At 64.8% G+C, this 20,383-nt stretch carries 16 protein-coding genes and 1 pseudogene; 11 read left to right on the plus strand and 6 right to left on the minus strand.

Going from position 1 to position 20,383, the window contains the following annotated elements; translation table 11 throughout:
• Nucleotides 1–17: 17 nt before the first annotated feature.
• A complete protein-coding gene (locus LuPra_RS12325; RefSeq protein WP_110171020.1) occupies nt 18–941 on the minus strand; it encodes a sugar phosphate isomerase/epimerase family protein in 924 nt (307 codons plus the stop codon).
• Nucleotides 942–1,467: 526 nt separating this feature from the next.
• Between LuPra_RS12325 and LuPra_RS12330 the strand changes: the two genes are divergently transcribed.
• The 3 genes from LuPra_RS12330 (at nt 1,468) to LuPra_RS12340 (ending at nt 3,798) form a co-directional block, all read left to right on the plus strand.
• Nucleotides 1,468–1,695 carry a hypothetical protein gene (locus tag LuPra_RS12330; protein WP_157899074.1) on the plus strand — a complete coding sequence of 76 codons (228 nt, stop codon included), beginning with the start codon at nt 1,468–1,470 and terminating at the stop codon, nt 1,693–1,695.
• Between the two features lie 258 nt (nt 1,696–1,953).
• Entirely contained in the window at nt 1,954–2,895 is a 942-nt protein-coding gene (locus LuPra_RS12335) for a carbon-nitrogen hydrolase family protein (protein WP_110171022.1), read from the plus strand.
• Between the two features lie 435 nt (nt 2,896–3,330).
• The gene (locus LuPra_RS12340) at nt 3,331–3,798 is read left to right on the plus strand and encodes a Rossmann-fold NAD(P)-binding domain-containing protein (RefSeq protein WP_234800856.1); all 468 of its coding nucleotides are present in this window, start codon (nt 3,331–3,333) and stop codon (nt 3,796–3,798) included.
• 408 nt (nt 3,799–4,206) lie between these two features.
• On the opposite strand, the gene LuPra_RS12345 is transcribed toward LuPra_RS12340, so the two are convergent.
• Complete coding sequence (locus LuPra_RS12345; RefSeq protein ID WP_157899075.1) at nt 4,207–4,587, minus strand: hypothetical protein; 381 nt, start codon at nt 4,585–4,587, stop codon at nt 4,207–4,209.
• A 194-nt stretch (nt 4,588–4,781) separates the two neighbouring features.
• Complete coding sequence (locus tag LuPra_RS12350) at nt 4,782–5,009, minus strand: hypothetical protein (protein WP_110171025.1); 228 nt, start codon at nt 5,007–5,009, stop codon at nt 4,782–4,784.
• 812 nt (nt 5,010–5,821) lie between these two features.
• On the opposite strand from LuPra_RS12350, the gene LuPra_RS12355 reads away from it, so the two are divergent.
• The 7 genes from LuPra_RS12355 (at nt 5,822) to LuPra_RS12385 (ending at nt 14,863) form a co-directional block, all read left to right on the plus strand.
• Nucleotides 5,822–6,850: a substrate-binding domain-containing protein gene (locus LuPra_RS12355; protein ID WP_157899076.1), complete on the plus strand. Its 1,029-nt coding sequence runs from the start codon at nt 5,822–5,824 to the stop codon at nt 6,848–6,850.
• Between the two features lie 414 nt (nt 6,851–7,264).
• Complete coding sequence (locus LuPra_RS12360; protein ID WP_234800857.1) at nt 7,265–8,059, plus strand: C1 family peptidase; 795 nt, start codon at nt 7,265–7,267, stop codon at nt 8,057–8,059.
• Between the two features lie 77 nt (nt 8,060–8,136).
• Nucleotides 8,137–9,678, plus strand: coding sequence for a hypothetical protein (locus tag LuPra_RS12365; RefSeq protein WP_110171028.1), 1,542 nt, complete (start codon nt 8,137–8,139; stop codon nt 9,676–9,678).
• A 127-nt stretch (nt 9,679–9,805) separates the two neighbouring features.
• Entirely contained in the window at nt 9,806–10,912 is a 1,107-nt protein-coding gene (locus LuPra_RS12370; RefSeq protein ID WP_110171029.1) for a phosphotransferase, read from the plus strand.
• A complete protein-coding gene (locus LuPra_RS12375) occupies nt 10,912–11,952 on the plus strand; it encodes a T3SS effector HopA1 family protein (RefSeq protein ID WP_110171030.1) in 1,041 nt (346 codons plus the stop codon). Before LuPra_RS12370 ends, LuPra_RS12375 begins: the two co-directional genes overlap by 1 nt.
• Nucleotides 11,933–13,228 (plus strand): lanthionine synthetase LanC family protein, encoded by a 1,296-nt coding sequence (locus tag LuPra_RS12380; protein ID WP_110171031.1) that lies wholly within the window; start codon nt 11,933–11,935, stop codon nt 13,226–13,228. Before LuPra_RS12375 ends, LuPra_RS12380 begins: the two co-directional genes overlap by 20 nt.
• 930 nt (nt 13,229–14,158) lie before the next feature.
• A complete protein-coding gene (locus tag LuPra_RS12385) occupies nt 14,159–14,863 on the plus strand; it encodes a hypothetical protein (RefSeq protein WP_110171032.1) in 705 nt (234 codons plus the stop codon).
• A gap of 880 nt (nt 14,864–15,743) precedes the next feature.
• On the opposite strand, the gene LuPra_RS12395 is transcribed toward LuPra_RS12385, so the two are convergent.
• Together LuPra_RS12395 and LuPra_RS33830 are read right to left on the minus strand one after the other, a co-directional pair.
• Nucleotides 15,744–17,945, minus strand: coding sequence for a protein kinase domain-containing protein (locus LuPra_RS12395; RefSeq protein ID WP_335340791.1), 2,202 nt, complete (start codon nt 17,943–17,945; stop codon nt 15,744–15,746).
• The gene (locus LuPra_RS33830; RefSeq protein WP_157899077.1) at nt 17,927–18,436 is read right to left on the minus strand and encodes a serine/threonine-protein kinase; all 510 of its coding nucleotides are present in this window, start codon (nt 18,434–18,436) and stop codon (nt 17,927–17,929) included. The genes LuPra_RS12395 and LuPra_RS33830 overlap by 19 nt, the downstream gene beginning before the upstream one ends.
• 480 nt (nt 18,437–18,916) lie before the next feature.
• Here LuPra_RS33830 and LuPra_RS12405 point away from each other — a divergent pair, with 480 nt between their 5' ends.
• Nucleotides 18,917–19,588 (plus strand): isocitrate lyase/phosphoenolpyruvate mutase family protein, encoded by a 672-nt coding sequence (locus LuPra_RS12405; RefSeq protein WP_110171036.1) that lies wholly within the window; start codon nt 18,917–18,919, stop codon nt 19,586–19,588.
• A gap of 15 nt (nt 19,589–19,603) precedes the next feature.
• Here LuPra_RS12405 and LuPra_RS12410 read toward each other — a convergent pair.
• A pseudogene (locus LuPra_RS12410) lies at nt 19,604–20,352 on the minus strand (nitrilase-related carbon-nitrogen hydrolase).
• Nucleotides 20,353–20,383: the final 31 nt, after the last annotated feature.

A 20,383-nucleotide genomic window follows, 5' to 3' on the forward strand; every position in this document is an offset into this window, starting at 1 on the left:
ATCAGGCCGGCGCTCCGCTACGTCGGTACCACCCCGACGTCGGTCAGATAGGCGGCCATCGTGCGCGCGAAGTGTGGGAACGCCACCTCAGGCTCTTCGATGTCTGGATGCCACTTCTTCTCCCACTCGAAACAGTAGTAGCCCTTGTAGCCCGCCTTCGCGAGCACGGACACTTGCGCCTTGACCGGCACCTGGCCTGTTCCCGTCAGGACATACCGGCGGTCCGTTCCGTCAGCCTTCGAGTCCTTCAGGTGCGTGTGCCGGACCAGGCGGCCAAGCGCCGCATAGGTGTCGGCCGGCGCCTCGTTCCCGGCGACGAACGTGTGATGTGCGTCCCAGAGGAGGGCGAAGGCCTCCGAATGGACCGCGCGCTCAATCGCGACAAGGTCCTTCGACCGGGTGAAATCACCGTGTGATTCCATCAGCACGGTGACGCCCGCGGGCCTGGCGTGCGCAGCCATCTGCTGGAAGCCCTCGACGACGCGCTTCATGACGTCGTCGCGTGGTTCGCCTTCCGGGAACTTGTCGCCGAACATCCGCACGTACTTCACCTCGAGCGCGTGGGCGAGATCGATGAACCGGCGGCCCTCGTCGAATTGCGCGGCTCGCGTGGCCGGCTCCCTTTCGTGCATGCGGGCGGAGGCGCCGAGGTCCGAGATGACGAGACCGAGCGCCGCGAGATCGTTCCTGGTGGCCGCCCGTCGCGACCCGACGAGCTCGGGGACCTTGGTCAGATCCATTTCGCCCGCCACGCCTCGGAGCTCGAGCGAAGCGTAGCCGAGCTGATCGGCCTGCTCCAGGACGGTCTTCCAGCTCCACGCCGGACACCCCAGCGTCGAGAACCCGATCGGGTACCGCTTCGCCGGACGGGCGCGGAGGATAGCTGGCGCGGCGAGGCCCGCCGTGAGGGCCGTGAGAAACACGCGGCGGTCAGTAGGCATGGAATATCCCCTTTCGAGGCAGATTATAGGCGCGGGGCGTCGCACGGCGACGGACGCAGGGCCGGGGCACTGCAATCCGCGTTGTCTTCGCGCGCGGCGTGGTACCGGCCCACGGAAGCATGACGGCACTTCCCCGTAGGCCTTGCCGTCAAGCACCAGCCTGCCGCTTAACCGCCCGACAAGCGCGCAGCGCCGACCACCGCAAGAGATTGATCGCCGTCTCTTCGGTGGAGGCGGCGGGACCCGGTTCGCGTCCTATCTAGCCCGAGCATGAAATACCCAGGAAAACCCTGCACCATGCCTTCCCAGAGATGCGCGATCTGTCCGCCCCGGAGGCTGACCGGCTCTCCTCCCGCGACCGAGGTCATGTCCCGGCGGCGACACGCGAGTGCTCTTTGGCAGCTACCACTTCCATCTGACGAAGCGGGATGGCACGTGGCGTATCGATGGTTTCCGGTACGCGTTGAGCTATATCCAGGGCAACGGCAACCTCGGCCAGCGCGCATAGCGAACCCAGGTCAAGATGATGAGTGCATACACGAACATCAATCTCTCCGTGGATATCGTCGAGACACGGACCGTCGGCGAAGAGGTCGAGATCATGTGGTACACGGTCGGACAGCGGACCAATGCGACCACAGGTGTCGTGCAGAACTTGCGCAGCGCCAACATGGCGCTGTTCAAGTACGACCAAGCTGGAAAGATGCGGTTCTACCGTGTGTCGAACCACCCGGCCGCGCCAGCCACTCCGTAGATGCGCCGAGAGACGCTGAGCGTTCACGTGACTTCACTGGTCCTGTGGGCTTGATCCGGTTTCGTGGACAGCTCGGCAGGTGGTTACGATTGCGCCAATGGTCCCACGCCCTCGTGGAAGGCGAGTGGTTCGCAAGACGCCTATGGACCGCCATGGTCGCCTCCAGATGTCCCCCCGTGGCGAGACCTTGTTTAGGCGGACAATGCGTCCAGGTCGAGCCATGCACCAACGCCACTGTCTGCCAGCCCGCCGTTCACCATGTCCCAGCTGATCCCCGTCGCCGTCGTCCAGGCTGCCCCCGTGTATTTCAATCGCGAGGCGACGACCGCGAAGGCCGTGGACCTGATTCGCGCGGCGGCCGGTCGCGGCGCGAGACTTATCCTGCTGCCCGAGGCCTTCATACCCGCGTATCCGCGCGGACTTTCGTTTGGCATGGTGGTCGGGAGCCGCTCGCGTGACGGGCGTGAATTGTGGCGCCGGTATTGGGACGCGGCGGTCGAGGTGCCCGGTCCGACGACGCAGGCCATCGGCAAAGCGTGTCGCGAACTCGGGGTGCACGCTGCGGTCGGCGTCGTCGAGCGTGTGCCGGCCGCCGGCGGCACGCTCTACTGCGCCCTCGTCTATTTCGGGCCCGACGGCGAAGTGCTCGCGGTGCATCGGAAACTCAAGCCGACCGGCAGCGAGCGATTGATCTGGGGCGAGGGCGATGGCAGTTCGCTGCGAGTGTTTCCGACTCCGGTGGGCCGGATCGGTGGCCTGATCTGTTGGGAGAACTACATGCCGGCGGCGCGAATGGCCCTGTACGCGCAGGGCGTGCAGATCTACCTCGCGCCGACCGCCGACCCGCGCGACACGTGGACCGCGACGCTGCGGCACATCGCCTGTGAAGGGCGGTGTTTTGTCATGGGGTGCAACCAGTATTCTCCGGCGGGTGCCTATCCGGCCGATGTGCTGCACCTGGCCGGCGCGGACGAACCGCGCCATGGCGAATGCCGCGGCGGCAGCGTGATCGTCTCGCCGCTGGGCGAGATCATCGCCGGTCCGCTGTTCGACCGCGAAGGCGAATTGCGGGCCGACCTCGATCTCGACGACGTGACGCAGGCGCGGGTCGACTTCGACGTATCGGGGCACTACGCGCGCCCCGACGTGTTTCAACTCACGGTCAACACCGCGCCGAAGCCGCCGGTCCGGTTTCAATGAGCCTGGGATGGGCGTCGGTGGGAGATGTTTTCGTCGCCGGCACGACGCCCGGCCAACGTAGGCCTGTAGCATCACCAGCACGCCCACGAGGAGCGCGAGGCGATGCTGTGCCAGAAGACCGCGCACAGAAGAAGGCCAAGCCCGTGAACAGAATCCAGGGCAACCAGGCCGCGCCATCCGACCTGCGCGACCACGAGCCATCACGTGACGACTGAATTCGGTGACTCCTCTGATGTTCGACTCCCCGTTCCCGCTCCAGCTGCGCCTCGGTCCGCTGTCGTGGCGGGCGGAACCGGCCTGGTCGGTGGAACCCTGCTGCAGCTCCTGGGAGGAGACACCAGCTACCATCGGGTGACGAGCCTCGTCCGGCGCGAGGTTCCGACACTGCCGGGGGTCGCCTTGCAGCGAGTGGACTTCGAGCGACTCGACCAACTCGTGCTGCCGGAGGTGGACGATGCGTTCTGTTGCCTCGGCACCACGAGGCGAGCTGCGGGGTCTGATGCTGCGTTCAGACGTGTCGACCTGGACTATGTCGTTGCCTTTGCCCGGCTCGCGCAGCGTGCTGGGGCGCTGCGCTTCCTGCTGGTGTCGTCGTTGGGCGCCTCACCGAGCTCTCCCTTCCTGTATCCCCGCACAAAAGGCGAATGCGAGGCTGCGATCTCGGCCCTCGGATTCACGACGGTGGTCATTGTCCGGCCGTCCTTCCTCGTAGGCGCGCGCGCGCAGGCACGTCCGACCGAAGCGGTTGCGCTGCGGGTCGGTCAACTGATTCGGCCTTTTCTCATCGGCGCACTTCGGAAGTACGCGCCGGCGGATGCGACGGCGGTTGCGCGGACGCTTGTCAGAGCCGCAGCGACCGCTCCCGCCGGCGTCATGGTCATCGAATCGGACAGTATTCGTTGAACGCTCTGACTCGCCATGATCGAACGGCGTGGAATGCCGGAGGCGCGATCGCCTTCCGCCACCCGGCGACGCCTTCGCGGCCCTTCAGGTCGCTCCAATTCCACCGCCAAGGTGCGCTTGACGAGTCGCACTTGTGCGAGACGGTCACCGTGAATGCCGTCCGGCCCGATCATCATTCGATTCACGTGCCACCATGTCTGCAGACGGCAATACCATCACGGATGTAACCACCGTGAAATCAAAAGACGGTAAGACGTCGAAGTCGACGTCCGTGTATCACCGCGTGAGCGGCGCAGATCGGGGCCGCAAGTAGACCAAGGCGGCGTCTCCGTCCTGGTATCGCAAGCAGACCGCGGCGTTGGTGCACGGGTGCAGGGGGCCGCGCAGCAGCCCGTGGCATCGGGAAGATCAGCGAGGCCTGGTCACAGGAGGCGGCGGAATCGAATCCGCCGGATCGGGCCAATACACTCGCGACAAGTAATGCAGCGCGATTCCGGCGCCCCAGCGGTTGGGCGCCGTCAAGATGACAAGCGCCGCCAGAACGACCAGCAGGATCAGACCCAGCACGCGATGCGACCGGACGACTCCGAAATAGATCACGACGATCATCGCGCCAATTGGCAACCGATCGCCCATGATGGTGAACGCCCAGGTGTCACCCGGATTACGTGCGAAGACCAAACCGCAGACCGTGCAGCCTTCAAGCTGGCGCCACCCGGTAAACAGCCGTCCCTGGCCGCAATGCGGGCAGCGCTTACGCAGTCCACGCCGAAGCGTCGTACCAATCACTGACAATCCGGACGGAGTCATACGGGTTCGCAGGGCGATGGACGCGGAGCGTGTTCGAGTGGTCTATCGCGATCAGGAGAAGCGTTGCACGGTGCGGCGATGCGATTCGGACAGGCCGCGATCTCCGTCCAGGAACCGAATCGGGCGCCGCATGCGGGTCCTGCCGCGATGCGACACGGTACGCCATCAGGGCGTCAGTCGATCCTTGGCCGGATCACGTCGATCTGCCTGGCGTCATGGATCACCTCGATCAGTAGCCAATTGTCGAGATTGAGGATTTCGTTATCGAACAGTCTGCGCCCACCGACGACCTCCAGACGAAGAGCGTTCGTGCTGATCTCGGTCGTGGCTGCACGGACCTTGGGCCTGCCGCTCCGCAGACAGCTGTTTGTGCGCGCCGTGCCGGCGGCCCCGGGCGTCATCGCGGGACCAGATCGATGAACATCCTGCTGCCTGAGACGCCTGGCGTTCGTCGGCCGGGAAGTGGCCGAGGGAGGGTACGGCACGAGCAGCGGGTACGTGTGTGAACTCATGCAGGGGCCAGGAGCGGCTGCGACTGAGCCGCGACCGGCGCCGATGGCGAGCACGAACGAAACGCCCGGCTCCTCGACATCGGTTATCCTGCTTCTCGATCCCAGACGTTGACAACGCTGCGCATGTTGGCCCACGTATCGGCCATGACGTCGGTGTGGCCGCACCGAGACCGACACGCCGGCGACGACGAGAAGCATCCGAGCGTCCGATGGTCGACATGTCGCACGCAGGAGTATCGGCGCGTGGCCGACGCTTCATGGGCCCGAAGTGGGCGATGGGCGCCGTCCTCTCACGCGCCCCCGTCGCCGTGGATTGCCGCCGCGGCGCTCGCGGTGCGGCTCGCTTTGTTGTGTCTCGCCGCGCAGACTGGTTCACCGACCCTGACCGTGGTGCTCGGCGACAATGGACGCATGGTGAGCCAGGAGGGCGAGTGCCCCGGTGACCATCGCGCTCCTACCCCTCTCGCTCTACACACTGAAGGATGCTGCCGATGTCCTGCTGTCCAGAATGTGCAGTGTGGGAAGTCTCGGCGGGCGTATTGTCGATGGGACGCCGGACGGTGACGGTGCCGTCGTCGGCCAATTCGTTCAGGTGAGGTGATGTCTGGAGAGCGCGACCGGCTGGCCCTTCACGGCGCGGGTTCGATGGGCTCGCTGAGAAGACGCATCGGCGGATGAACGGCAGATCGCGGGAGGCAGAGATGAAGACCAGGGTGACAACCGCACTGATCGGGATGATGATCGCGGGCTGGCTGAGCGGATGCGGCAGCGAGCAGAAGAGCGCGCCGGCGCCAACATCCGCACCGGCCCGCGCTCCGGGTCTGCGGATCGCGATGATCGCGAAGAGCGCAAGCAACCCGATCTTCCTGTCGGCGCGCAAAGGCGCTGAGACTGCCGCGAAGGAACTCGCGTCCAAGCACGGCATTCCCATCGAAATCGTCTGGATGACGCCGACCAGCGAGGACGGACAGGTCCAGGCGCAGAAGATTGCACAGGCGACCGAGGAAGGCGCGAGCGCGATCCTGATTTCCTGTTCCGATGCGAGCAAGGTGACCGCCGCGATCGACGCCGCCGTGGCCCGCGGTGTGCCGGTCATGACATTCGACGGCGACGCGGCCGAGTCGAAACGCTTCGCGTTCTACGGCGTTGATGATGAGAAGACGGGGGAGACCCTGATGCGTGAACTGGCCGCCCAGATCGGCAAGAAAGGCCCGGTGGCGATACTCGCGGGGAACCCTGACGCCCCGAACCTGCGCAAGCGGGTGGACGCGATCAAGAAGGAAGCCGCAAAATATCCGGGCATCACGATCGTCGACACGTTCCACCACCCGGAAACAGTGAGGGACGCGGCCGCCACAGTGGTCAGCGCGCAGAAGGCGCACCCCGAGATCCAGGGCTGGGTGATGGTCGGCGGGTGGCCGCTCTCCACGCCGCAGCTGATGTCTGATCTCGGTCCCACGAAGATCAAGATCGTCGCCGTCGGTGCATTGCCCTCGCAGCTCGTGTATGTCGATGAGGGGCTCGCCCCAGTCCTGCTCGCCCAGCCTACATACATGTGGGGCTACGAGTCGGTCCAGCGCATCATCGACAAGGTGCAGCTCAAAAAGGAAGTTCCCGAGATCATCACGATGGATGTGGTCCGCGTGACGAAGGCCGACCTCGGATCGTGGGCGCGGCAGTTGAAGTCCTGGGGGTTCACGGTCCCGGACATGTACGTGAAGTTGCCGTGAAGGGTGGCGGGGGGCTCGTGTCTCTTGAGCGCGACGGTCGACACTCAAGACCGTCGACGTGCCGTTCGCGTTCACGAACATTGCTGTTCAGAAATGACTCGCACGCGTAGTGCGCCGGGTGTCAGAGACGGGGTTGGACGCAGGAACATCTGATCGGCCTTCTCGAGGTAGACCGCTGGAAAGCATGTCAGGGCAACGTCGATGGAACGCGTTACCTCAACAACGCTCCGGGCCTCGAGGTTGTGTTCAGCGGACGACCAAGCTGTCCGATTCCCGCCCTGCCGTCGTTATTACAGGGGAGCAGAAGGAGGATCGGTCGCGGGCGGAGCGCTTCTCGCGGTCGTACGCATGATGATGAAGTCTGGCTGGATTCCTGACCCCCCAGACCCACGCGATTACACGGTCGATCACCGTGTGGTTCGCCCCTTCGTCGAGAGTCTCGGCATAGCCGAGCCGTCGGCGGCGCTCCCCGATGCCGTCGACCTCAGGGCCTTCTTCCCGCCAGTCATCGATCAGAATCCCCTCAACTCATGCACGGCCGCGACGGCTGCCGCGATCATGTCGTACTTCCAACGCAAGGCACACGACCGGCAGATCGAGCCATCGGTCCTGTTTCTCTACAAAGTGACCCGGAACCTGCTGGGCCTTCGAGGTGACTCGGGAGCGCTGCTGCGCACGTCCATGCACGCGCTCCGGCTCTTCGGCGTCCTGCCGGAGCAACGGTGGCCGTACGACCCGGCTCTCGTGGACGTGGAGCCCGACACCTTTCACTATCTGTTTGCTGCCAATTACAAGGCCAAGGCCTACTACCGGCTCGACACGTCAGGTGTCGACGGCGAGGCGCTCCTTGCGCGTCTGCGTACGAACCTGGCCGCGCAGCTGCCCGCGATGTTCGGCCTGTTCGCATTCCCTTCCCTGGCGTTCGCCGCCGCGACCGGCGCGGTGCCCTATCCCGCCCGGGGCGAGCGGCCCACTCTGTCGCATGCGCTCGTGGCGGTGGGGTACGACGATGGCAAAGAGGTTCGAAACCCGATCGATGGCGTCACCAGACGCGGCGCGCTGCGGGTCCGCAATTCGTGGGGACCGCAATGGGGCGAGGCCGGATATGGGTGGTTGCCCTATGCCTACATCCTCAACGGCCTGACATCTGACTGGTGGTCCGTCGTCGAAGCGGACTTCGTCGATGAAGGTCAGTTCGGGTTCCAGTGATGGCTCGGAAGAACACCGCGCGCCGGCCGCCACAGTCTCGCGCCGGCCGACCAAGGGGGGAAGTAAAGGAGCGCAACATGGCAGAAAAGACCAAGGACGATGCGACACCGCTCGCAGATCGTCTCGTGCCCGACCCGGCGAACCCACCCGAGCTGAGCCTGCTGCAAGGGTGGCTCGGCAAGTCGTCCGAACAGAAACATCGTCGACTCTACCTCGACGCCGAACTCACCCAATCGCTGGAGATCCCGGAAGAGGCGATCGTTTACGTCCTGGAAGTGCCCCGCGAGGAAAACCCCCTCGGTGGCGACCGCGTCTGGGTCAAGGCCGACGCCGCCATCAAACAGGGACCGGGACTGGAGCGGTTGTACGCCCGGTTCCTTCGTGGCCAGATCCAGCAGGATTACCTCGGCGTGGGGATGGCGGCCACCGGCAGCGTCGGTGCCGGGATGGTCGGCGCGCCAGCACTCGGTGGGGCAACGAGCCCGGCGATCTGTCGGCCGATCTCGGTGGCCGCCTGTGTGACGCAACAGATTCAGTGTCAGCCGTCTGTCGCCATCATTTGCGCCTCGCAGCTCACCAACGCTTGCGTCACGCGCCAGCCTGCGTTGTGCCAGGTCGCGACGGCAGCCGGGCCGCTGTGTCAGCCGTCTGTCGCCATCATTTGCGCCTCGCAGCTCACCAACGCCTGCGTCACCCGCCAGCCCCTGTTATGTCAGGCGGTGACGGCCACCGGGCCGAGGTGCACGGTGTCAGCCGCAGTCGTCTGCCTGACACGCGTCTGTCCGTCGATCGTGGACGGGTGTCCGAGCGCCCCTGCTGGGTGCTGGGATCCAACCATCGTCGAGACGATTTTCGAGCAGCCCATCGGGCAGGCCGGCTTCCAGGGCGGGCTCGGCTTCGACCCCGGCGGGGTCGGCGGCATGGTCGGCGCGCCGGCACCGGTGACGTCCACGCCACAGTGTCAGTTCGCGACGGGTGTGGCCACCTGCCAGACGCAACTCATCGTCTGTCGGCCCAGTGCCATCCAGCAACTCTGTCCAACACGCACGCCAATCTGTGTGTCGCGCGTGATCGTCGCGTGCCCGACCGTGGTGCAGCAGTGGTGCCAGACGGTACTGCCGCAGCTGTGCCGGACTCACACGCCCCAACTCTGCCCGACGTTCACGCCGCAGTGGTGTGGACCGTCGTTCCCCGGCTTCTGTCCGACGTTGCCGGGCGGATGTCCGACATCGGCGGCCGGTTGTCCCTCCGGCCCGGTGTGCGGGGATCCTGGCGGCTTGACCACGGTCATCAATCCGGTTGACTTCCAGGGCGGCGGCGGATTCGCGGCGGGCTTCGATCCAACCGGCGGCGCCGGGATGGGTGGCGCGTTCGATCCGTCGGGCGGTCTGGTTGGCGGCCCGGCGGGGCAGGGTTTCGAACTAGGAGGGGTGCAACTGGCGACTCGCTCGGTGATCTGTTTCCGAACGATCTTCGTGCCGCTCTGCCAGCAGACCGTTCCCCCGCAGTGCGCGTTCAGCACCGCTCAACCACAGCAGTGCGTCTCGAGGTTCTGCACATTCGTGGGCTGTCCCTCGGTCGCACCTATCGTGTGTCGGAGCGTTGCGATATGTCCCTAGGTGTTCCGTCACGTCAGGAATACCGGTCAGTTCTGATGTGCGTCAGGTCGTGTAACCGGCCGCGGCGCCCCTGATCTGACGATGTTGCGGCGGCCTGCTAGACTCTGGCAGGCCGCCCGTCCTTTCCATGAACAACTCGAAAATCCACGTTGTCCACGAGCTCATCCGACGCGGCCTGATGCAGAAGTCGGAGATCATCGACGGTGGCCTGACCGTCGCCGACTCCACCAGCAGGCATCGCAATTCGCTGGTGATGCGCAAGGCTGGAGCGGGGTACTTCGTAAAGGAGGCTGTACCGACGCAGCCGATGTCGGTTCAAACGCTGATGCGCGAGGCGGCGACGTACGCGCTCGTGCAACAGGCCAACGGCACATTGGCACCGCTGGCGGCGATGATGCCGCGCTGTCACGTGTGGGATCCGGTTCAGCGCCTGCTCGTCCTCGAACTTCTGCCAGGCGCCGAGAACCTTGCGGCCCACGCCCGGCGCACGAACCGTTTCTCGGAAACACTCGCGGCGCAGTTCGGCTGCGCCCTCGCCACCTATCATGGCCGCGCCGCCGGTACGCTCACGCAGACGACGCACGGACACATCTTCCCGGGCATGATTCCGTGGGCGCTGACCATTTCGCAGCAGACGCAGTCGTCGGTCTTGAATCTGAGCGGTGCCAATGCGCAGATGCTCTCGCTGGTGCAACGTTATCCAAACTTTCCGAAACGTCTGGACGCGCTGCAAGCGTCGTGGCGCCGCGACACCCTGATTCACGGCGACATGAAGTTCGAGAACTGCGTGCTGGCGTACACGAACGGGACGGACCAGGAGCCGGAGATCAAGGTCGTCGACTGGGAGATTGCCGATCTTGGTGACCCGCGCTGGGACGCGGGCTCGATGCTGCAATCGTGGCTCTCCTGCTGGATCTTCTCGATGCCTGCCGACGGGGTGGTCAATGACCCCGAACAGCTGGTGGCGCGCGCACACTACCCGCTGGAGGCGATGCAGCCGGCCATGCGAGCGTTCTGGCGAGCGTATGCCGAGACCATGGGCGTCAGCGGGACAGCGGAGCGGGACCTGCTCGACACCTGCATCAGCTTCGGCGCCGCTCGCATGATCCAGACCGTCTTCGAGTCGATGTACCAGATGACGCAGTTGACACCGCATGCGATCTTCATGCTGCAGGTCAGCCTCAACATCCTCGAAGAGCCGCGCGCGGCCGTTTCCGAACTGATGGCCCTGTGATGACGGTTCACGCACCACCACACTCGCTCAACGTGGATGCTGCCTTGATGGCGGCGCTGCGCGAACTCACCATCCTGTCTCCTTACGAGTACTCGTTCGCGGGACAGTCGATTCGGGTTGCCGAGCAGCCCAGCCTGGCTGCGGGCGGGACGGTCTCGCCGCAAGAGGCGATGCTCGGTGCGCTTCAGGCACAGTTCTACGGCAGTGTCTACAATCGGACGTTCGCTGGCCGGACGATCCCGCAAGCGCCGTCGCGGTTGACGAACATGACCAACGAGCTCTCACGCGCCAATCCGGGCCGTGAGCGATGGGACCATGGATGGCAGGTCTATCAAGTCATGCCGAACGGCGTCGTCCAGGCGCACAAGCACGGCAACGCGCAGATGTTCTATCCGGGTCAGTACATTCCGCTCGGTGGGACGACCGGGTCGCAGGTGTCGGTCCAGAACGGCGCGATTGTCAGCGCCTATCTGGCCAAGGAACTGCGCAACTTCCAGGATGGTTTCTACGTGGTGCTCAGCGAGAACGTGCAGCCGTTCTACGAGCAGACCACCCTTGTCCGCATCTACTGGCATCTGCGCCCCGAAGGCGCCGTGCCGATGGTTCGCGAGCTGATCTCCCGCTTCAACCGCTTTCAGGTGCCGTTCCGCTTCAAGTGCCTGGCCTATCCCGAGCTCTACGATCGCTTCGACGCGGGCGTGCTGTTCGTTGGCAGACGTCAGTGGGACATCACCGCGCTGCTCGTCGAGGAGCTCTACACGAAGCTCGTGGACTATCTGAAGCCAGAGGTGCCGTTGTTCTCGAAACGCCTGGCGCCCGGGTTGGCGTTCGCGGAGGATCCAGGCAACGGCGAAAGTTTCGGAACGTCGCGTTGTCGCCTGATCGCCGAAGGCGTGTGGACGTCGTATCAACGCGGCGTTCACACGGAATCAGCGCGCCTCGAGCACATCGTCGACGCATTTGTCCGCGCCGGCATACCGCCCGAACGTCCTTGGCTCAATCCAGGCTCGGTCGACATCTATGACGTTCGCGTCACTTGATCCTGCTGCGGTGCGGGATGCCGCGCTCCGTGCCGCCGATCGAATCGGCGCCCGCCTCGTGCGAGACGCCGTCCGCGACGGTCCTCGCGCCGCCTGGCTGGGCGATCATATGGAGCCGGTGAACAACCAGTGGGCTGTGGCGCTGAAGGCGTCCGGTCCCGATCTGTACAGCGGCACGCCCGGTATCGCGATGTTCCTGGCGCGGTTGCACGAGCGCACCGGCGAGCGGCTCTTCTCGCTCACCGCCGAGGCCGCCCTCGAACAATGCCTGTCGCAACTGGAGTCCATCCCGCAGGAGTCGAGGGCCGCGGTCTGGTCCGGCTGGGCGGGCATCGCATGGGCGCTGCTCGACACGGGCGCCTCGCTGGGCCGTGCACAGTGGACCGATCGCGGCCTCGAGCTGGTGGACCGCATCACGCGTCTCGATCCTGCTGCCGGCATGCTGGACGTCATGAGCGGGAGCGCTGGCGTCATTCCATTCCTGCTCGACGTGCACAGACGGTACGATCGGCCCGCGGCCCTTGCCGCCGCAGTACGCCACGGCGAGGCGTTACTCGCCGCCGCGAATCGCTCGGAGCGCGGCTGGTCGTGGACAACGCTGCCTCCCACCGCGGGGTTCGAGAACCGCGACCTGTGTGGACTGTCACACGGGGCATCAGGGATCGCGCTGGCGCTGTTGGAACTCGCGCAGGCCACCGGCGACTCCCGGTTCAGCAGCGCCGCCGAGCATGGCATCGCGTACGAACAACAGTGGTTTTCTCCCGAACACAGCAACTGGCCGGACTTTCGGGAGATGGCACCGAACACGCCCGTGGCACAGTGGGGTTACTCGACGACCTGGTGTCACGGGGCCGCCGGCATCGCGCTGGCGCGACTTCGGGCGTGGCAGTTGACCAACCGGCCGGACTACCGCCAGCAGGCCGAAGCCGCCCTATACACGACTGCTGTCAACGTCGAGACCGCAGCCCCGGCTGGCGGAAGCTGGTGTCTCTGTCATGGCACCGCCGGCAATGCCGACATACTCCTCGTCGGCGCGGAGATTCTTGGGGATCCTTCATGGCGCCTTCCCGCGTGTCAGGCGGCGATTCGCGGCATCGAGACGTACGAGAATGCCCAACTGCCCTGGCCGCCGGGCGTGACCGGGGGCAGCGACAATCCGGGTCTGATGCTGGGGAACGCCGGAACGGGCTGGTTTTTTCTGCGCCTCGCGGCGCCGGAGATCGTGTCATCCGTGCTGTTGTTTTCTGGTCAGTCCCAGGGGGAACACTCGTCGTAAGAACTCCGGAGCGCTATCACCAAGTCCTCGGTGGGGCACCCATGGGATGAAGCCGTTCTGGCGCACGACAACTTCGCCGACAGAGGCTGCCACCACCGATGTCAAGCGAGTGACTGTTGCGCGGAGTCATACACGGCGGCACTGCAGTCACGGGCGACATCGTTCTCTTCGGCAGCGTGCTCCCGAAGCCGCGAATGACGGCGAGAGTCGACGCAGATACACGGCCGTCAGCTTCGACTTTTGCTGAACGATTCACGCCGGGTACAGACGAGGTACGATGGCTCACAAAATCGCTTGACCTCGAGCGCGTGGAGTCCGATCATCCCCCCTTGATATCAATGCTGCGGACTGTGTAGGTCTTCAGTGCCAGCCAAAGCGACGGTGCTGTTGGAACCGTTCGCGGCATCGTTGTGTCCGTGGCGCATGCTCCGACCGCGGTGAGAAGCCGCGGCCCCGGAAGGGGGCGTTCTATGCACTGGCCACACCGCCGGCTGGATCCCTGACCCGCGCGACCCGCGAGACTCTGCGGTCGTCTACGCGATCGTGCGCCGCCTCATGGATCGCGGGGGTTGCGGACGCGCGCCGCACTGCCGCCTCCGTCGAACGCTCGCCCGGCTTGTTCGCGCGCATCCGCACGAATCTCGCCGCGCAGCTGCGGTAACCCTCCGTCCCCTCTGGCCTGACATCGGATTGTGGTCGCTCGTCATGCGGATTCCGTGGTTAACGGGCAGTTCGGGCTTCGATCGAGTCGCACCAACGCAGCACTGACAAGGAGGTCGAATGGCTGAAACACCAAGGAAGAACGACACGAGATCGTTGGCGGACCGTCTCGTCCCGGATCCGAAGAATCCTCCCGATTTGACGATGCTCCAGGGCTGGCTGGGGGCCTCGTCGGAGGAGAGGCACCGCCGTCTTTATCTGGACCCGGAAATGTCGCGATCGCTGGAGATCCCCGGCGACGCGATCGTGCACACGCAGGACATTCCTCCTGACGTCAATCCGCTCGGCGGCAGCTGGGTGTGGATCAAGGCTGACGCAGCCATCAAGCAAGGCCCAGGACTGGAGCGCTTGTACGCCCGCTTCCTTCGCGGGCAGATTCAGCAGGACTTCCTTGCGGGCGGGGGCGCAGGAGTCGGTGCGGGAACTGTCGGCGCACCTGGTGGCGGAGCGGCTACGAGCCCCTTGATCTGTCCGCCTCAGACGGTCTTCACCTGTCCGACGCGGACGGCCTGGTGCCGACCATCGGTGTTCACGATCTGTCCGTCGCAACTGACGATCTGTGCGACTCGTCAGGTCATCTGTCAGGTGACGGCGCCGGTGCAATGCGCGCCGTCGCTCTCGTTCCAGTGCCCGACGCGGATCTGTCCGTCGGCGGTGGACGCGTGTCCGAGCGCGCCCGGCGGCTGCTGGGACCCGACGATCGTGCAGGGAACGATCGTTCAGCAACCGGGTCTCGGACAGGTGGGATTGCAGGGCGGCTTCGGCTTCGATCCGTCAGGTGGGATGGGATTCGGGCCGGCCGGAGGTGGTTTGGTCGGCGCGGCAGCCTTCGCGACCGGTTGGGCAGCGTGCCGGACCCGTGTGTTCCCCTTGTGCGACCCGTTCACGCGTACGCCGCTTCTCTGCCCGGTGTAGGTGGGGCGCGTCACGGGTAAGGTAGTGATCCAGCGGCGGCCTGTCGACACTGGCAGGCCGCCAAGCTGGGCTCACCGACATTCTGTGCGTTCTCGCGCGAGTTGCCGCCACGCCTACGCCGGCCCGTATGGCCTTTGAGGCGTCGAGCGTCCGTGACAGCCGATATGATCCGCATGACGACCACGTCCCGTTCGCAGCGCGATGACCATCGGCTACGGGCTCTCGTTCACGCACGCTTACGGTCGTCTGTCCCAATCGCCGACTTGAACGAGAGCCGCCAACCCGCTGACGGTGATGGTGCCGGACACCAGATCCCCCGCGGCGATCGTCAATCCATACTCGTGAACCTCACCCGAACGCACGCCGCGCGCAACCGGCGCCCCGAAGGAGAGCGCGCTGGCCTGGCCGGACGTGCCTCGGCCAGCTGGCGGGGCCTGACCAGTCAGGCCTTGGACGTGCGCGAGTAACCCGACAAGCAAGGCCAACGTCAGACGGGATACGAGCTTCACGCAGTACCTCCGGATCGGCACGACAACTGCTGCAACGAAATTGCAGATGCCGGCAATAGAATCAGCTCCGGCGCTGCGGGCTGGTCATTCCATGTTGTCTGCCTAGGACGCCTTCATTGCGGCTCGATAGGCGAGTCGGGCGAGCCGATCATGATCCCGTGTCACCGTACATACCTCATCGAACACCATCAGGCGCACGACATGTGGCGTCGGAACTCGAGCGCGCACTCGAGTGACCTGGACGACCACACCTTGCTAGGCTCCACTCCTGCGCCGGCTGTCGTTCTCCTGGTACCAAAGCGACGAGAACTCGCGAGAACATGCAGAATGTCCTTGGACGTAGCAGCGATACTTTCACCATATACGGGCTGCTAGGGTAGGCGTCGTCTCAGCTCATCAAACCAGCCTTCCACAACAACGGCTTCAAGAGGAGTGCCTCGATCTTCAGCTGCCGGCTTCAGCAACACGAACTGATTGCCATCCGGCATCACGTCGAAGCGCCGATAACCCCACAGCGGAGCCATGTAGTCTCCCTGGACTCGTAACCGCGGCTTAGAAACCGTGAGTGCCGGTCCCTGTCGTGAGGACACTTGCACTTCGAATACCTGTCGGCCATCGTTCGACATGTAGAACAACCGCTTGCCGTCGATCGACCAGACCGGAGACGCGCCGCCCGTCGTGGACACGGGTTGCCGCTCGGTCATCTGAGGAAAGCGTTCGAGCCACACTTCGTAGCGTCCGGTTCGATCCGACTCGTACGCAATCCACTCGCCGTTCGGTGACACCGCTCCATTTGCCTCATTGGCAGTGGAGGCCAGTAGTGGCGTTGCCGCCGGATTCCCCGGCGTCGCCAGTAGCAGATCCTGTTCACGGTAGATGCCATACGAACCAAGGCGCGCCCTCGAAACAATGAGACGTCCATCCGGCAATCGCGCATTTGGCGCATACGTCCATCCGCCGGCGCTCGGTGTCCACACCAGCGTCGCCTGACCGGTGCCGTCGGCGCGTTGCGAGTACACCGCAGCCGCGCCACCGCGGATCTGCTCGAACACCAGGGTCTCTCGATCTGCCCAGAGTGGACGCCCGCTTCGTGTATCAGCTGTGATCGGTGTCATGACACTGCGGCGCGTGTCGTACACCTTTACGCGCGCTGCCGCCCCCGGGTTGGTGCCAACCGCGATCTTGTCTCCGGTCGGCGAGATGCGAACAAACGCGTACGGGCCCGGCGGAATGTTGGGGAGTGGCGATTCACGTCCTGCTGCTGTGTCAACGAGCATCAACGACGATTCGCGCGTAGCGCGACCAGTCACTGCCGCCCCAACCATGTACACAAGCCTTCCGTCGTCCGAAACGCTCATGCGCGCCGGTCCACCAGGAAAAACAAATGACACTGCCTCGGCGAGCGGCGAAGCATCGCCGATGGGCTGCAAGGCATTCACGTCAAACTTCACCACCCACAACGTGCCGTCCCGGAGGAAGAGCAAATGCCCGTTCGCCACGTATTGCGCGAAAGGTGCTGGCATCACCGAACGAACTTCTCGGGTATCGGTACTGGCGACAAAAAGTCCACCTTGAGCCCGAATGCCCGTGAACAATACCCGTTTGCCGTCCGGTAGAAACTGTGGTCGCCCGTGAACGTCGCCTTCGGCGGCCTTGGTGAGCCGTTGCGCAACTCCACCGGTGTCGCGCACGATCATCAGCCCCGGCTCAGGCTCCATGGCAAAGACGATGTTGCCGCCGCGGCCCCACGACGCGCCTCTCACAACCCCGAGTGTGGCGCCCGGCAGTTGGCAAATCGATTCCGCTGTTCCGCCATCGATCGGCACTTTCTTCAGCGTCCGGTTGCGCAGATCGAACGCAAGCAGCGATCGCCCATCCGGCGAGAGTGTTACGCGCGGATCGATGCCTTCGGTGCCTGGAATGAGCTGTGCGTCAAGACTGTCCAACGATCTGACGTAGAACTGCCTGACGCCATTCTTCTCACCGACAAAAACGATTCGACGGCCATCCGGCGTAATTGCCAGTGGATATGGCACGTCCGCAAACTGCACGCCGGACGGCGGCACGAGCGCCAGGCGGGTCACAGGCGCGTGTAAGGTGGCGCTGCCATCCGGTCGAAGCCACAACCAGACGCCGACGCCCGACGCAAGTGCTGCGGCAAGACTCGCCGCCGCGACGAGCCACCGCGTTCGTCCTCTGCGCGGAGCCGCTGTTGCTTGTGTCGTTGGCCACGCCGTCGCCAGCTCGGACAGCTCGAACAGCGCGACGGCGATATCAGGAACGCGCGCGCTGACATTCTTTTCCAGGCATCGCTGCACAAGGCGGCGCGCAAGGGGCGGCATGTCGGCGGGCAGTGCGCTCCAGTCGGGTTCGGTCTTGAGCACCGCCGCGAGCGCTTCCGCGACGTCATCGGCGGGAAACGCGCGTTCACCCGTGAGCATCTCGAATAGTACGCAGCCGAACGCCCAGATATCCGATCGTTTGTCTGTCGGACGTCCTTTCGCCTGTTCGGGGCTCATGTAGGCGGCCGTGCCGAGAATGACGCCGCTCGCCGTCAGCGCAGGACTGGTAATCGTCGTCGCACTGGCGACCGAACGCTTGGCGGTGGCGCATCAACTTTGGCCAAACCAAAGTCGAGCACCTTGACGACGCCATCGGCACGAATCTTGATATTCGCAGGTTTGAGATCGCGATGGACGATTCCGACGGCGTGCGCCGCGGCGAGCGCGTCGGCGATCTGGCGGGCAATCGGTACCGTCTCGTCAAACGGAATCGGGGCGCGCGCAATGCGATCAGCGAGCGTTTCCCCCTCGACCAGCTCGATCACGAGCGCACGGCCGCTGGTGTCTGAAGACGGGTGCCGCTCGACGACGCCGTAGATTTGCGCGATTGAAGGATGATTGAGTGCAGCGAGTGTCTGAGCCTCGCGGACAAAACGCGCGATCCGATCACTATCGGTCGCGAACGCCTCCGGCAGGATCTTCAGCGCGACCGAACGACCGAGGTGTGTATCGCGCGCGCGATAGACCTCGCCCATGCCGCCGGACCCGAGGAGCGCCACCACTTCGTAGCATCCGAACCGGACGCCAGCGGACAACGTCATGTTGCGACCGATTCTATGTCTATGTGAGTGGTTCGCCAGACGCTGGGAGTGCAGTCGAGCTGGCGTACTTAGTCTCAATCGACGAAATCGTCACAGCAGTTCTCGCCGTGCCGCGATCCGGCGACGTCGGGGCATAGGAAGCGTTCGCCGTCGCCGTCGAGAGTCGCTCCGGAAACTATACATCAGCGATCGACAACGATGGACGTGAGGTTTCTGGAGAAGATTCCCGGCAGGCCGGAGTCGTCTGCGATCGGTCGGTGACGCGGCCTTGGGTTGGGCGGACTACGAGTCCCGATCGAGGTATGCACCAACGCCTCGATGAGCGCTGGCGTAGGCGCCGAGCCGCGTCAGGCACGACATGTCGTGACCGCCGACACATCATGGTCGCGCTGTCACAGATCGACATCGCGTCCGGTCTATGCGGTGAACTGCCCTCACAGCATGGAGCCTCCGAAGAACAATCTCGACCAGGCGTTACCGCCGACGACCATTGCAACAAAGGCCGTGCCGTCCCGGGCCGCTCTCGACGCGCGAAGAGGCGCTGTCCGAGCCCTGCACGCCGCCGGTTGCTTCGTGATCCCCAATCCATGGGACGCCGGGTCGGCGCGGTACCTGCGGCAGCTCGGATTCCCCGCGCTGGCCACGACTAGCGCAGGCTTTGCCTTCTCTCAGGGGTTGCTTGACTCCGAGACCGCGGTTGTCCGCGATCGCACCCTGCGCCACATCGCCGACATCGTGTCTGCAGTCGACGTACCGGTCAGCGCCGACTTTACGTCCGGATACGGGCTCGAGCCGCGCGACGTCGCGGAAAGCGTGTCGCGCTGCGTCGCGACGGGTCGCGGTGCCATCGAGCGGAGTCGCGCCGCGCTCCGTCTCGACTCGGAGGTTCAAGTCTTGAGGAACTGCTATACGTCATTGACGCCCCGCGAACGCGAGGTGATGGCATTGGTCGTGTCCGGGCTGTTGAACAAGCAGGTCGGTGGCGAACTCGGCATCAGCGAGATCACCGTGAAGGCGCACAGAGGTCAGGTGATGCGGAAGATGAAGGCCGACTCGCTCCCACACCTGGTAACGATGGCCGGACGCCTCGGCCCCCGGTCCGCCGAGCACTGACCGAGGCCGACGCGCTCAGGAATCTGTGCCGTCCTCGGAACAGTCGGGCTCACGGCCCTCTTCTGCGACTGACCGGGGATGCACCTCGCGGTCGTGGACGTGCAGAGCCGGCGTTCGGTCGATGAGCAGGCTGAGGAGTTCGGGCCGGCTGTAGTGACCGCGCGAGTCCATCAGCTGCTTGCGCCTTTCGATGAGCGTGAAGTCGAGGTCGGCGACGAGCACGCCTTCGCCCGAACGGATTGGCTCGCCGAGCAGCGTGCCATCGGGCGCCACGATGGCCGTGAAGCACCCGCCGGAGATCGGGCCGATGCTGCTCTCCGTGTCCGTCGCAATCTGCGCCTGCTGATCGGGATCGAGCCAGGCGGTTGCGCAGACCACGAAGCACGCGGACTCGAGCGCATGCTGCCGGATGTTGATCTCCGTCTGCTCGGCGAACCGAGGGCCGAAGATCGAGCCGGGGTACATGGCCGAGTGTATCTGCTCCCCGTCCGCCATCATGGCGTAGCGCGCCAATGGGTTGTAGTGCTCCCAGCACGCCAGTTGGCCGATCCTGCCGACCTTGCTGTCGACGGCGCGCAGGCCCGAACCATCTCCTGGATGAACGAAAAATACGGGTAGTACGGGACCACCGTCTCCGGGAAGGTGGCAAAGTGCACGCCACGTCGTCCGAGGTCGGCGATGGTGCGCACCACCTTGTCGATGGTGCCCTCACGGCTGTAGAGCACGGGGCTCAACTGGACGGCCGCTGCCCTTACTCGCGTCATTGTTCGACTCCTGGCCTCGTAGCCCGCGAAC

It is taken from the genome of Luteitalea pratensis (genome assembly GCF_001618865.1).
GTDB lineage: Bacteria > Acidobacteriota > Vicinamibacteria > Vicinamibacterales > Vicinamibacteraceae > Luteitalea > Luteitalea pratensis.

Excerpts from the sequence above, each read along its gene's own strand:
- LuPra_RS12325 (WP_110171020.1), bottom strand. The coding sequence starts at position 941 with ATGCCTACTGACCGCCGCGTGTTTCTCACGGCCCTCACGGCGGGCCTC.
- LuPra_RS12330 (WP_157899074.1), top strand. The coding sequence starts at position 1,468 with ATGAGTGCATACACGAACATCAATCTCTCCGTGGATATCGTCGAGACA.
- LuPra_RS12335 (WP_110171022.1), top strand. The coding sequence starts at position 1,954 with ATGTCCCAGCTGATCCCCGTCGCCGTCGTCCAGGCTGCCCCCGTGTAT.
- LuPra_RS12350 (WP_110171025.1), bottom strand. The coding sequence starts at position 5,009 with ATGACGCCCGGGGCCGCCGGCACGGCGCGCACAAACAGCTGTCTGCGG.
- LuPra_RS12355 (WP_157899076.1), top strand. The coding sequence starts at position 5,822 with ATGAAGACCAGGGTGACAACCGCACTGATCGGGATGATGATCGCGGGC.
- LuPra_RS12365 (WP_110171028.1), top strand. The coding sequence starts at position 8,137 with ATGGCAGAAAAGACCAAGGACGATGCGACACCGCTCGCAGATCGTCTC.
- LuPra_RS12370 (WP_110171029.1), top strand. The coding sequence starts at position 9,806 with ATGAACAACTCGAAAATCCACGTTGTCCACGAGCTCATCCGACGCGGC.
- LuPra_RS12375 (WP_110171030.1), top strand. The coding sequence starts at position 10,912 with ATGACGGTTCACGCACCACCACACTCGCTCAACGTGGATGCTGCCTTG.
- LuPra_RS12380 (WP_110171031.1), top strand. The coding sequence starts at position 11,933 with ATGACGTTCGCGTCACTTGATCCTGCTGCGGTGCGGGATGCCGCGCTC.
- LuPra_RS12385 (WP_110171032.1), top strand. The coding sequence starts at position 14,159 with ATGTCGCGATCGCTGGAGATCCCCGGCGACGCGATCGTGCACACGCAG.
- LuPra_RS12405 (WP_110171036.1), top strand. The coding sequence starts at position 18,917 with ATGGAGCCTCCGAAGAACAATCTCGACCAGGCGTTACCGCCGACGACC.